Annotated in this window: 8 protein-coding genes and 1 pseudogene; 4 read left to right on the plus strand and 5 right to left on the minus strand. The window is 58.0% G+C overall.

All coding sequences use genetic code 11. The annotated features are described in order from the left end of the window. Positions 1-97: 97 nt before the first annotated feature. The 4 genes and pseudogenes from HMPREF0308_RS01215 to HMPREF0308_RS01230 all read right to left on the minus strand — a co-directional run. Positions 98-2,164: a M3 family metallopeptidase gene (locus HMPREF0308_RS01215; protein ID WP_005527953.1), complete on the minus strand. Its 2,067-nt coding sequence runs from the start codon at positions 2,162-2,164 to the stop codon at positions 98-100. 50 nt (positions 2,165-2,214) lie between these two features. Then, a complete protein-coding gene (locus HMPREF0308_RS01220) occupies positions 2,215-3,600 on the minus strand; it encodes a PepSY-associated TM helix domain-containing protein (RefSeq protein WP_005527955.1) in 1,386 nt (461 codons plus the stop codon). A gap of 325 nt (positions 3,601-3,925) precedes the next feature. Then, positions 3,926-5,404 carry an RNA-binding domain-containing protein gene (locus HMPREF0308_RS01225; protein WP_034656546.1) on the minus strand — a complete coding sequence of 493 codons (1,479 nt, stop codon included), beginning with the start codon at positions 5,402-5,404 and terminating at the stop codon, positions 3,926-3,928. Between the two features lie 180 nt (positions 5,405-5,584). Then, positions 5,585-6,094, minus strand: a pseudogene (locus HMPREF0308_RS01230) (NADP-dependent isocitrate dehydrogenase); the annotation flags it as partial. Positions 6,095-6,674: 580 nt separating this feature from the next. Between HMPREF0308_RS01230 and HMPREF0308_RS13125 the strand changes: the two are divergent. The 4 genes from HMPREF0308_RS13125 (at position 6,675) to HMPREF0308_RS01245 (ending at position 10,338) form a co-directional block, all read left to right on the plus strand. Next, on the plus strand, positions 6,675-6,968 hold the full coding sequence (locus HMPREF0308_RS13125) for a lactococcin 972 family bacteriocin (RefSeq protein WP_005527961.1): 294 nt from the start codon (positions 6,675-6,677) through the stop codon (positions 6,966-6,968). 69 nt (positions 6,969-7,037) lie between these two features. Next, entirely contained in the window at positions 7,038-8,960 is a 1,923-nt protein-coding gene (locus HMPREF0308_RS01235; protein WP_141276757.1) for a hypothetical protein, read from the plus strand. Continuing rightward, a complete protein-coding gene (gene ccmA / locus HMPREF0308_RS01240) occupies positions 8,957-9,571 on the plus strand; it encodes a heme ABC exporter ATP-binding protein CcmA (RefSeq protein ID WP_005527963.1) in 615 nt (204 codons plus the stop codon). The genes HMPREF0308_RS01235 and ccmA overlap by 4 nt, the downstream gene beginning before the upstream one ends. 68 nt (positions 9,572-9,639) lie before the next feature. After that, positions 9,640-10,338, plus strand: a complete 699-nt coding sequence (locus HMPREF0308_RS01245; RefSeq protein WP_141276760.1) for a helix-turn-helix domain-containing protein — start codon at positions 9,640-9,642, stop codon at positions 10,336-10,338. 374 nt (positions 10,339-10,712) lie between these two features. Here the strand turns inward: HMPREF0308_RS01245 and HMPREF0308_RS01250 are convergent, their stop codons facing one another. Further along, positions 10,713-12,884 carry an NADP-dependent isocitrate dehydrogenase gene (locus HMPREF0308_RS01250; protein WP_005527965.1) on the minus strand — a complete coding sequence of 724 codons (2,172 nt, stop codon included), beginning with the start codon at positions 12,882-12,884 and terminating at the stop codon, positions 10,713-10,715. Positions 12,885-12,925 lie beyond the last annotated feature (41 nt).

The raw sequence follows: 12,925 nt of genomic DNA on the forward strand, positions 1-12,925 counted from the left end.
AAGCCCGCTTCAATAGTCAGTTTTCGCGAGAGGCCAAATTTGTGGATAACTCAGGAGCTCGCCGCAAGTTATCCACATTCGCAAGCTAGCTGGCTAGTTAAGAGCCCAACAAACCGCGGCGGCGCAGCAAGGGCTGCACGTCCTTGTCGCGTCCCCGCAGCTCGCGGTAGACCTCGGTGAAATCGCGCGAGGCGCCCTTGGACAGGATGAGTTCGCGGAACTTTTGGCCAGCTGCGCGGGCTTTAGCATCGTCCCCGTCGGCCGAGTCTGCCGCGCCGACTTCCTTGAACCAGGAGAAGCCGTCGGCGTCGAGGACCTCAGCCCACAGGTAGGAGTAGTAGCCCGCGGAGTAACCGCCGGCGAAGATGTGATTGAAGTACGTCGAGCGGTAACGCGGCGCGATGAGCGGGTTGTTCAGCCCGGCCTTGGTCAGCGCGTCCTTTTCAAACTGTTCGATGTCCGCGGCCGTGAGCTGGGCAGCTTCCTCGTGTGAGAGCGAGTGCCACGCCAAGTCCACAATCGACGCCGCCAAGTACTCCACCGTGCCGAATCCCTGACCGAACTCGCTGGCAGCCGTGACTGCTGCGAGCATCTCGTCGGAGATAACCTTGCCGGTATCAACATGGCGCGCGTAACGCTTCACCAGTGCCGGCTCTAATGCCCAGTTCTCGTTGATCTGCGAGGGGAACTCCACCCAATCGCGCGGGACGTTGGTGCCGGCGAAGGTGGGGTAGCGGACGTCGGAAAGCAGCCCGTGCAAAGCGTGGCCGAACTCGTGGAAGACGGTGTGCAGCTCGTCGAGGCTCAGCAGCGGCTGGGAGCCGTCGGCAGGCTTGGTGATGCCCATGACATTGACGATGACCGGCTTGCGCTCCAGTAGACGGGACTGCCCCACGAACTCGCTCATCCATGCGCCGCCGCGCTTGGTGGGGCGCCCGAAGTAGTCGGTGACGAACAAGCCGATGCCGTTGTCGCGGTCAGCTTCGGGCTCCTGGCCCGCGTCGAAGACTTCCCACACGCGTACGCCCTCGGCGTAGCCCTGCAGGTCCTCGCGCGGGACGACGGTGATGCCGTAGAGGCGCTCGGCGGCGGCAAACACGCCGTCGACAAGCACGCGATCCAGCGGGAAGTACTTGCGCAGCTCCGTCTCATCGAGGGAGAAGTCGCGGGCGCGGACCTTAGATTCCCAATACGGCCAGTCGGCGGCGGTGAAGCCCTGGCCGTTGAGTGTTGCTTCCTCTGCGAGGAGCTTCTGCTCGCCTTCGGCGTTGGCCGCGGCGGCGGGGGCGAGGTCGAAGAGCATGGTGCGGGCGGCGTCGGCAGTCGCAGCGGTTTCTTCGGCGATCACGTAGTCGGCATGGGAGGCAAAGCCCAACAGCTCGGCGCGTTCGGCGCGCAGCTGGACGGCCTCGATGAGACCTGGGATGTTGTTCTCGGAGCCCCTGCTTGCCGACGCCCCATACAACCTCCCCCTCGCATCCTCCCGCGCCAATCGGCTCAGCTCCGACTGCACGGTCGGCAGCTCGAGCGGGATGACGAAGCCCTCGCGGCCCAGCGCCTCAGCATCGGCTTTGGCGGAGGCGATGCGTTCGGCGGGCAACCCCTCGAGTTCCTCCTCGCTGAACTCAACGGCTTTCGCGCGAGTAGAGGCCATGAGGTTGCGGCCGAATTCCTCCGAGAGTGCGGACAGGCGTTGGTTGATGTCGGAGAGGCGGGACTTGCCGGCGGCGTCGAGATCCGCGCCCTTGCGCTTGAAGGTCCGCAGGAGGTGGTCGTGGAGACGGTGGCCTTCGGGGTCGTCGTCAAGCGGCGTTGCCTCCTTGATGCGCGCGTAGAGCTTTTCGTTTTGATACATGCCGTCATAGTGCGCGGCGAGGCGGGGGTAGATATCGGCGGCAATCTCCTCCATCTCATCGGTGACGTCGGTGCCGGAGAGGTTGCCGAAGACGGCCATGACGCGGTCCAAGTCCTGGCCGGAGCGCTCCAATGCTTCGACGGTGTTTTCCCACGTGGGGGCGGCGGAATTATCAGCAATGGCGGCGATTTCGGAGCGATGGCGCTCGAGTGCCTCGTCGAAGGCGGGGCGGAAGTGCTCTACCTTGATGTCTGCGAAGGGCGGAAGCTGGTAGGGCAGTGGCGAAGGGTGGAGTAATGGGTTAGTCATAGATGAACACTGTACCCATTAGCCCCGCTCTATGTGATGGCTTTCACTATCTAGCTCGTGGGAAGCAACTCGGGTTCCTGTGCTCGCGTTGGCGTGGTGGGGCGGTTCATGAGGATGACGTCAAGAACAAGGAACGCGGCCAGAGTGATGCCCAACAGCGGAAGGAAGGCGCCGACGGTGGCGGCAAAGACAGCGCCGAGCGCCGTGGTGGCCCAAGAGAACTGTTTCATCGAGCCCGGCACGAAGCGGGGGCGGCGCTTGAACCACATGTAATAGCCCAAGACCACGAGGGCGGCGATAGCCAGGCCCAGCGCGAACAGCGCGATCTGCAGCGGTAGGCCGAACATGATGCCCATGTGCAGGTAGATGCCCCAGCTGCTGAGCTTGCTAAACAACGGAAGGCTGGAGAAAGGCTGGCGGTCGATGACCTCACCGGTGGAGCCGTCCACGGAAATAGCATCGGAGGTGGTGCGCCATTCGACCCAACGCTCGCTGACCTGCCAGGCGGAGTGGGCGTCCTCCGGCGGGTACAGGCGCAGCGGGCCGGTCAGTCCCTCGGCGCGGCCGGTGGCGAGGACGCGCTCAGCCTCAGCAGCCACGCTGGCGCTTTCCGACGTCCCACTCATGTGGCCGCCATGTCCCTCATGGCCTTCGTGGCCGGTGTGCTCATGCGTTTCTGTACTTGCGCCGGGGAGGGCAGTTTCAATGGGGGTGGCCTTCCAGTGCATACGTTCCACGAGGGAGTTGACGTTGTCGCCGGCCAGGCCCGACCAGGTGATGCCAGTAGCAGACAGTCCAAGCAAGCCGATGAATATCCAGGCACCGATGATGGAGTGGAGGCGCGTAGCCTTCGAGCGTGCGGAGCGCTTCGGCTGCTGTTGCGTGGATTTCGCGGTTGCCTTGTTCTTGGGGCGGCGGCGAATCCACCACATGTAGAGCCCGCCGCAGGCCATGACCCACAGCCAGGAGGCGGCCAGCTCCGAGTAGAGCTCACCGACCTTGCCCAGGTGGAAGCTTTCGTGCAGGGAGGAAATCCAACGGCGCAGCGGCATCTCACCCAGTCCGGAGTAGGTTGGGTAGTCCCCGATAACTTCAGCGTTGGCGGGGTTGATGAAGACGGTTCGCTGGAGGCTTTCATCAATTCCCGGGTCACTAACCAGCACGCGGGTGGAGTCCGTGGGCGTGGTAGCGGGCCACACCTGGGTCACAGGCATATCTGGGTGCTCGTGTTGCGCGGCCTGGATTTGCTCCTCGAGGCTGAGCGGGTGCTCGACCGCCGGAACGTTCATGACATCGCGATAGGCTACCTTTTCCAAGGTGGGGGCAATGGCATAGAGGCAGCCAGTCAATGCCGCGACGAGGATGAAGGGGCCGACGAACATGCCGCCGTAGAAATGGATGCGTTGAATGAAAGATCGCAGAGCCGTCCGACTCATATGTAGTGCTCTTTTCAGTATGTACAGGTAGGGCCCGTGGCGAGTGCCTAAGGATGAATGCTTCCGAGCGCTCAAGACGGGCGATGGACAGGCGCTGATATCAACTGCACTACTAGTCGGAGGTGATGGCTTCTCGGTTCCCGCGGATTGAAAAACTTTTTAAATAGTTGACGTTTTCGGTGCCGCAGGATGGGGATCTGCTCGATATCAGGCTTAAGAAGCAAGAAACAGTCAAGAAAAGGTTATCGCAGCTCAACGGGTGAAAACGGTATCGAAAGGCGCCGTTTTGAGCCAGTTTGCGGCTTATGAAGCAAGAAAGCGGTTCCTAATTGCTCCAGAATGGAACATAACGCAATGACCGCGGGCCTGCGCTGGGATCGTAAGGGTGGATGAGTCCTTCCTCGACGGTGGCAGCAAGCAGGCGAGTGGCCTGAGCCGCTTGCGAGTCTTTCAGCCCGAAGCGCTGACGGATTGAGGAATTGTTAACGGGGAGGTTCTCAAGGAAGCGAAGGCAAGCATGTTGATAGACGGCTTGGGTCTTTTCTTCCATGGTCATCAGTGCAAAGGGGCGGTAGGCGCTGAGGGAGACGGTGGTACTTCCGTTGGCGCGGACGAGAGCCGGCGGGAAGTGCTCGGTTTCGAGGGAGGACACAATTTTGTCCCAGCCACTTCCGCGTTGTTCGACAAGATGCGCCAAACGTAAAGCTTCACCGAGATGAGTATTGCGTGTGGTGGACGCCGAGTCAATGAACCGTTGGGGGTCGATAAGCGGGGTCCCTGGGTTGGTTACTTCGACCCGATCGCTGAAAATCTCCACGGTCAAGAACCGGCCGCGCTGCTCGAGATCCTGGTGCATGAGCGCATTTGCTAGGACCTCGCGGAAGGCCACCGTTGGTAGCAGTGGAGTTACTACGCGCTTACCACTGGGATCAATATGTTCGCCGCCTGGGCGAATGGTGTTGAAGAGCGTGACTATGTGGGTGAAGGAAGACGCATAACCTTCGGTGAATTCCCATTCTCGTTCCACCGCCGTGCGTGAAGGGCCGTTGAAGTATAGGACGCGGGGAGCGCGCCCGCGCAGCTCTGGAAAGTCCTGAAGGGAACGTGCGTACATGAGCGCAGACCACGCCGGAATATGCCAGCCTTGCTCATGTGAGTAGGAGATGGCTTTGGCGTTCCTTAACGTGTCGATAAGGGCGGTGCCTGTCGTATGCGGGAGTTCCGGCCGATTGAGGAAGAAAGCCTCAGGATCAAGGAGGTCGGTAATCGATTCGGGCTCAAGGCCCTCGGCCACTACTGTGTTCTCGAATTCGAACTGGTTGAGTTTTGTCCAGAGCTGACGTTCCTCGTTAGGAAAGTCCATGAGGATTTTCATGTAGCTGCCCTTGCGGAAATACCGTTTCCCTTCGAAAGAATACGGGGCGGACAATGCGGCGGGGATGCGCAGAAGCACAACGAGGTGTCCATCAACGGTTACCTCGTCGAATGTCACATCAGGTGCTGGACTAATGACGCGGTTGAGCCAGGGGAGTAGGTCTTCGTTGCCTTTCGCCTTTGCCTGTTGCCAGTCAAACGACGTCCCAACGACAGCGTGGTCATCGTTTACTCCCCATATGAGGTATCCCGCTGGTTCATCGTGCAGGCGTGCCGAATTTCCCAAGGCGCAGGCATACTTTGCAATCTCCGCGCCGGAGGACAGCTTGTTTACCTTGAACTCGAGCCACGGTAGCTCAGCCGGAAGCGCTATAAACCGTTTCACGCGGGCAACAAGTTGTTCCTCAGGCGCAGAATTGATGGGAGTCATGAGTAAAAGTATGCGCGAGAAGCAAGAAACAGTCAAGAAAAAGTCTTCGCAGCTCAACGGGTAAAAATAGCGCCCGAATCTGTGGCTTCGGGCCGGTTTGCGGCTAATGAAGCAAGAAAAGACCGCCTCGAACTCCAGGGAGGAGACGAAGCGGTCTTTTGTTAAGCGCCTAGCGCCGAATTACTTCTTCAGGCCATCAATGATTTCGTTGAAGGCAGCAACCGGGCGCATGGTCTGGTTGAGCTTCTCCTCGTTCGGGGCGTAGTAGCCGCCGAGGTCGACGGGGGAGCCCTGGACGTCGAGAAGCGCCTGCTCAATCTCGCCTGCCTTGGCCTCGAGGGCCTCAGCGACCGGCTTGAAGGCCTCGAGGCCAGCTCGGCGTCGTCAGTCTGTGCAGCCAGCTCCTTGGCCCAGTTGAGGGTCAGGAAGAAGTGGGAGCCGCGATTGTCGTTCTCGCCCACCTTGCGGGACGGGGACTTGCCCTCATCCAGCAGGGTCTCGGTGGCCTTGTCCAGGGCAGCGGCCAGGACACCTGCCTTGGCGTTGCCGTTGGTGTTGTGCTCGTGGCGGAAGGACTCAGCCAGAGCCAAGAACTCACCGATGGGAATCCCAGCGCAGGTGGTTCTCCTTCTGCACCTGCTGGACGTGCTTCGGGGCGGAGTCGCCGGCACCGGTCTCGAACAGGCCGCCGCGCTGCGCAACGCGGGGTAGGTTTTCGGGGGCGCGAGGCGGATCCCCTGGAACCCGCCCAAGAAGCAAGAAAGAGGCAAGAAAACGTTTCTCCGGTTAGGAGAGTTTTTGGAGTGGTTTTCGGGCTGTTTTGGTACCCTTTCCCGGTTACGAAGCAAGAAAGATTTTGAGCGCACGGGCCCAGGGATAAGCGTGCGACTGATCTGCGATAGGAGGCCCGGTTCGGTTTTGGGAAGTAGTCCGTATTGGCGGCCCATTTTGGCCGTGAGCGAGGTTCGGGACTTGAGTTTTCGGGAAGGGCCCAGAAAGTAGATGACGATCAGTAAGACCGTTCGATGATGAAGGGATGTTCCAATGGGTAATTGTGAGGGCAGTAACCCGCGCTAAGGGACGCAACCATGCGTGGGCAGTCGTCGCTGCACCGTGCCTGGGAAGCCTCAAAGCCGGCGAAAATTGATATTCGATAGTGTTGCAAATCACAAAGGTAGGTTTTCCTACTTGTACAACACAAACCTGAGTTTGATAATTGCCATACGGCGGAAGTCCCTCCGCCGTTGAATACCTGCCGAAGGGAGAAACCATGAAGATTCAAAATCGAAACCGCATCACTGGTGCAGTTTTGGCGGGTGTGTTGACCTTTGCCGGCACGGGTGTCGCTGGGGCGACGATTGTCAGCATTGACGGAGGAACCTGGGATTACGGCAGTGATTCTTCCACAGTGTGGTCCCACTACTTTCATAACGGCGTTCGACATGGATCTACAGCTGTGGGGAAGTTCCGGTCAGATAGTGGCTGTGTGAACAAGAACGTCTGGTCACGCGCCACTGCTCCGCGTAAGGGAGTTGGCAATGAGTCCTTCTACCGTCATTGCTAGAACATGTCCTTTCTGAGATCAAGCCTATTAGCCGTGGGGATATTCGCCACGGCTATTCTGGCGACTACTGTGGCTTTCCTCGGCGCGAGGCTTTACTCAACGATTGATGGTCACTTGGGTGAGTACGGGGTTCAGGTGGAGTCAGATCGCGTCGCTTCGGAGCGAGTGAGTTTCTATTCCGAGCTGGCCGAGTTTGCGCGAAATAATGACTTCGACATCGCGATTAACTACTCGTCGCTCGCTGTCTCAGGTGGTGAGCAACGAGTCTACTCGTCCTCGCTTCCGCCTGACGGTGGCCGGATGGAACGGCCTCGCTTTGAACGGGGGGAAGTTGACATATTTTATCCGCTGGAAGACTTTCCATACTCTGATCCGAGACAACCTCTCCATATCAAAGGGTCGGCGGCGGACGAGCAGCACTTGCTACGGTGGTTAGATGAGCAGGGGCTTGACGCGGTGCCTCTTACCAGGTATTTCACGGAAATCTTTGCATCTTCGACTATCCCTATTCTGCTGATCTTGTCTGTCCTCCTGTGTCTGGTTCTCAGCGCAGGCCATGTTCTTGCCCGCTCACGTGAGGTTGGTGTTCATCGACTACTAGGGCTCAGCGTCGCAGAAACGACCAGTATTGAAATCAAGCGACAGAGCATCACACTTGTGCTTGCTTACCTCGGGGCCCCACTGCTCGTTGCAGGTCTGCTTTATGCCTACAACGGGTGGGCGGAAGGCTGGGTGTTTTGGAGAATTTATTTCACGATTAGCTTGATTCTGTCTGCATGTTTGCTCATTGGTTACCTGGGTGGCCAGTTTCTGGTTCGCAGGACATCGATACCCCAATCCGTCAAGGGCAAGATCCACGCGCGGCCAATTCTCTACTCCCTGACCGTTGTCCGCGGCGTGTCCCTGGTTGCTGCGCTCAGTGTGGTTGCAACCCTGGTCGGGTTTTCAGCGGAGCTTGAGGCGCGTCATCGCTTGCAGGGGGCGTGGGATGCACACCGTGGGCAGCAAGAGCTGGCGTTGAACGTTAACACAGCCTTCGAAGATTGGTCAGATAGAGAGGCCGCAGCGCCATTTCGGGCTGCCGACGAGGCAGGAGACATTCTCCTCGTTGACCCGTATTGGATTACATGGCCCGTAGAACTAGAGGCACCAGTTCTATTAGTGAACCAGGAATTCGCGCGACAGGCGGGAGCGTCGATGTTGGATGGCACTGTTGTGACGGTCTGCTCACCGGGAAAGCTGTCTCTGCAGTCGACAAACGTGATCGAGGATACGTTAAAGTTCGAGGCTAGTTATACCAATGAACCAGCACCCGACATAGAGTGGCGGGACGGATGCAGCTTGGGCTCGGTATTCACTTACGATGTTGATTACCGTCCGCAAATAGATAACCCGATTCTCGTCATCCTTCCACGGGGTCTTGCCCCGTTGGGGGACCACAACTTGATGTCGAAGGTATCCCAGCAAGTCCTTCTCACTGCCTCCCCTGATGTGCCTTCGCAAATGTTGAAGGGTGCTACTGGGAATACGCTTGCTTTCTTCAGGCCGCGCGAGGACTCATGGCAGTCGAGTATTCGCGCCGCCGAGCAGAATGTGGCTCTGTGGGGGCTGAATGGCTTTGCGGTAGTCCTGCTTGTGACGGTCTTGGTTGGAGCCACGGTCCTTACTTTTCGCGTTACCTACCGGCGCAAAATCCACGTTGCCTATGTTTGTGGGCGAAGCCCTTGGTGGGTTGCAAAAGAAGCAGTAGCTTTTGAGGTTGTATTTTTCGTAGCGACAATTGGCTGGCTGCTGTATATGGTCCGCGATCATCAGGTTCAAGCTGAGAGCCGCGCGCCCTCAACCTGGAGTATCGGGTTTGAAAATCAATGGTCACCATTGACCATCGTCGCAGTCGTGGGTTTCAGCGCAGTATGGTTTTTGGTTTCTATGGTGCTAATGCTTAGAGCTGCTTCACAGTGGGATGCAAGAGGAGGAGTGGAACCGCAATGACAATTCAGGTAAGCGAAGTATCCTGCGGATTTGGCGAGCGGACGGTTTTGCAAACTTTCTCGGCCACCTTTAAGGCAGGACAAATCACGGCGCTCACAGGGCCCTCCGGCAGTGGCAAAACAACCTTGCTCAATATGTTAGGCGGACTGACTACGCCGGATTCGGGAACGATCGAGTTCGAAGGGCTCGACATCGCATCTATGAATCCGGGCGCACGTCGCAGATTTCGGCGAGCAAACGTCGGGTACCTGTTTCAAGACTATGGTTTGGTACCCGATCTCTCTGTTATGGAGAATATCAAGATTGCTGTCCCCCGCGTCTCCCGCGAGACGATGGCAGCGGCGCTGACTGAAGTTGGGCTTGGAGGGACTGAAAAGCGAACGGTGAGTGAGCTTTCTGGTGGCGAGCAACAGCGCATTGCTTTGATGAGACTCATTCTCGCGCAGCCGAAGATTGTGTTAGCTGATGAACCGACCGGGGCCCTCGATGAAGCAAACGCGCAACTCGTTCTTAAATATCTACGTCAATTTGCTCAGGGTGGTGCAGTGGTCGTCGTGGCCACCCATTCTGCATATATTGCGAATAGTTCAGATGTGGTGTTTGGGCTCTGATGTGGCGGAAGAATATAGCTGGGAAGCCATGCCTTTTCATTGGGGCGGATTACAACATAACGGAAGCTTTGACAGATTGCTTCGGATGGGCCGAAATGGGGTGCATTAACAGTCTCAAGGATATCAACACTCTGGATTTCGGCGGTGGATCCGTGAAGAGTACATCCGTTCCGGTAATTGCTGCATGTATGTTTGCTAAGTCAAAGCGGTTAATAGTCAAAGGTGCTGGTACCGATGAGGTCTACTCGAAAACAACTGCAGATATGGTCAGGGCAACAGCTATCGCAGCGACGTCTTCGCATGAAATCGGTACTACACACTGTGATGTATTCGAAGTCGAAAATGACGAGGTGATTACTTCTCCAGAGAAGAGTGAATCGCCACCAATATTGTACTTTGTTGAGCGCTCCATGCACACCGTACGAACGCTTTTTAGCGCGATCGAAGCAGGGGCTAATGCCTACTTCATCTGTGAACAACCTACCGAGAATTTCAAAACTGATCTTGAAATGAGGCTCACCTACCTCGATCGCGGATTGATGCTTGACCACCAGCTCCCTGTATCCACAGTTCTTCGGGCTCAAAATCTCACGCCTTTCCAAACTCGGGTGATGCAATGCCTGCGCGACGGTGTGTTGTCCGACAGGGACATCGCGGCGGCACTTGGCACTTCCGAAAAGATGGTGGGAAAACTCATCGGGCAATTGTTCGGGATATTCGGATGCAACCGGCGCAGCGCGTTAGCTAAACAATCCATTTATGTTTGAATGTGCATGTTCTGGATCAAGCTTGTGGAAACTTATGCCTTGCGTCTATTTGATCTGATGTCGCAAAACGGTGCTTCAATGAAACTATCTGTATCCAAGCCTCGAAAAGGCAGCAGCGGCGGCAGAATCAGTTCAGTTCATCGAGCGTCACCCCCTGTGCCATTAGAATGCGCAGTCGCTCTGTGGCGCGTGGGCATCACCCAGTGAGTTCGGGAAGGGGTGGCTTTTGGGGATGGAGGACGAGACTGGGCTGGGCAAAGGGGCTCCCAGCCCGGCCAAACAAAAACCGGCTGGCCCAGGGTATGGCACCCCGGGCCAGCCGGCTAACTAGCATCGACAGCCCAGGCCAACGGCCCAGACAGTCAACCGAGCGCTTACTTCTTCAGGCCGTCAATGATTTCGTTGAAGGCAGCAACCGGGCGCATGGTCTGGTTGAGCTTCTCCTCGTTCGGGGCGTAGTAGCCGCCGAGGTCGACGGGGGAACCCTGGACGTCGAGAAGCGCCTGCTCAATCTCGCCAGCCTTGGCCTCAAGGGCCTCAGCAACCGGCTTGAAGGTCTCAGCCAGCTCAGCGTCGTCGGTCTGTGCAGCCAGCTCCTTGGCCCAGTTCAGGGTCAGGTGGAAGTGAGAACCACGGTTGTCGTTCTCGCCGACCTTGCGGGACGGGGAGTTGCCCTCGTCGAGGAGGGTCTCGGTGGCCTTGTCGAGGGCGTCGGCAAGCACGCCTGCCTTAGCGTTGCCGTGAGCGTTGAGCTCGTGGCGGAAGGACTCAGCCAGTGCGAGGAACTCACCCAGGGAGTCCCAACGCAGGTGGTTTTCTTCCTCAACCTGCTGCACGTGCTTCGGAGCGGAGCCGCCTGCACCGGTCTCGAAGAGGCCGCCGCCAGCCATCAGCGGAACCACAGACAGCATCTTTGCGGAGGTGCCGAGCTCGAGAATCGGGAAGAGGTCGGTGTTGTAGTCACGCAGCACGTTACCGGTGACGGAGATGGTGTCCTCGCCCTTACGGATGCGCTCGATGGAGATCTTGGTTGCCTCAACCGGGGAAGCGATGGAGATGTCCAAGCCCTCGGTGTCGTGATCCTTCAGGTACTTCTCCACCAGGGTGATGAGGTTGGCGTCGTGACCGCGCTCTGGGTCCAGCCAGAAGATGGTCTTCATACCGGACAGGCGTGCGCGGTTAACAGCCAGCTTGACCCAGTCCTGGATCGGAGCGTCCTTGGTCTGGCATGCGCGCCAGATGTCGCCAGCCTCGACGTCGTGCTCGATGAGGACGTCGCCAGCGGAGTTAGTCACCTGCACGGTGCCGTTCTCCGGAACCTTGAAGGTCTTGTTGTGGGAGCCATACTCCTCAGCTTTCTGAGCCATCAGGCCGACGTTTGGAACGGTACCCATGGTGGACGGATCGAATGCGCCATTAGCCTTGCAGTCCTCGATAACAGCCTGGTAAACGCCAGCGTAGGAGGAATCCGGGATAACAGCGAGGGTGTCCTGTTCCTCGTTGTTCTTGTTCCACATGTGGCCGGAGGTGCGGATCATGGCCGGCATGGAAGCGTCGATGATGACGTCGGAAGGAACGTGCAGGTTGGTGATGCCCTTAGCGGAGTTCACCATAGCCAGGTCCGGGCCGTTTTCGAGAGCAGCGTCGAATGCGGCCTTGATCTCCTCGCCATTCTCGAGGGACTTCAGGCCCTCGTAGATAGCGCCGAGGCCGTTCTCACCGTTGAGACCAGCTGCGAGCAGCTCCTCGCCGTACTTGTCATAAACGTCTGCGAAGAACGCGCGGACCACGTGGCCGAAGATGATTGGGTCGGAGACCTTCATCATGGTGGCCTTCAGGTGAGCAGAGAAGAGAACGCCCTCTTCCTTAGCGCGAGCCACCTGAGCCTTAAGGAACTCGTCGAGAGCCTTGGCGGAGATAAAGGTGCCGTCGATAACCTCGCCCTTGAGAACCTTGAGGCCCTCGAGCAGGACGGTGTCATTGAGCTTGATGGTCAGGGTGTCATCAGCCGGCATGATGACGGACTTCTCGTTGTGGCGGAAGTCGTTATCAGACATGGTGGCAACGTTGGTCTTGGAATCAGCGGTCCAAGCGCCCATCTTGTGCGGGTACTTCTTAGCGAAGTTCTTCACAGCAATCGGTGCGCGGCGGTCGGAGTTGCCCTCGCGCAGAACCGGGTTCACAGCGGAACCGGTAACAACGGCGTACTTCTCCGGAGCGTCCTCGTAATCCGGAATGTCGAAACCGTCAGCCTGCAGCTCGGCGATAGCCTTCTTCAGCTGTACCAGGGAAGCGGAGATGTTCGGAAGCTTGATGATGTTTGCTTCCGGGGTCTTAGCCAGCTCGCCGAGTTGAGCCAGTGCGTCTTCGACCTTCTTCTCACCCAAGCGCTCTGGGAACTGAGCCAGGATACGGCCAGCCAGGGAGATATCGCGGGTCTCAACCTCGATGTCCGCGGTGGAGGCAAAAGCCTCAACGACCGGCTTGAAAGAGTAGGTGGCGAGCAGCGGAGCTTCGTCCGTGCGGGTCCAGATGATCTTAGACATGTTTCTCCTAATAGTTCGAAAATGTTTCAACCTAACAGGAT

This window comes from Corynebacterium striatum ATCC 6940 (assembly GCF_000159135.1).
Taxonomy (GTDB): domain Bacteria; phylum Actinomycetota; class Actinomycetes; order Mycobacteriales; family Mycobacteriaceae; genus Corynebacterium; species Corynebacterium striatum.

Bases quoted from the DNA above. Each gene is read 5' to 3' on its own strand.
- HMPREF0308_RS01215 (WP_005527953.1), bottom strand. From the start codon at position 2,164: ATGACTAACCCATTACTCCACCCTTCGCCACTGCCCTACCAGCTTCCG.
- HMPREF0308_RS01220 (WP_005527955.1), bottom strand. From the start codon at position 3,600: ATGAGTCGGACGGCTCTGCGATCTTTCATTCAACGCATCCATTTCTAC.
- HMPREF0308_RS01225 (WP_034656546.1), bottom strand. From the start codon at position 5,404: ATGACTCCCATCAATTCTGCGCCTGAGGAACAACTTGTTGCCCGCGTG.
- HMPREF0308_RS13125 (WP_005527961.1), top strand. From the start codon at position 6,675: ATGAAGATTCAAAATCGAAACCGCATCACTGGTGCAGTTTTGGCGGGT.
- ccmA (WP_005527963.1), top strand. From the start codon at position 8,957: ATGACAATTCAGGTAAGCGAAGTATCCTGCGGATTTGGCGAGCGGACG.
- HMPREF0308_RS01250 (WP_005527965.1), bottom strand. From the start codon at position 12,884: ATGTCTAAGATCATCTGGACCCGCACGGACGAAGCTCCGCTGCTCGCC.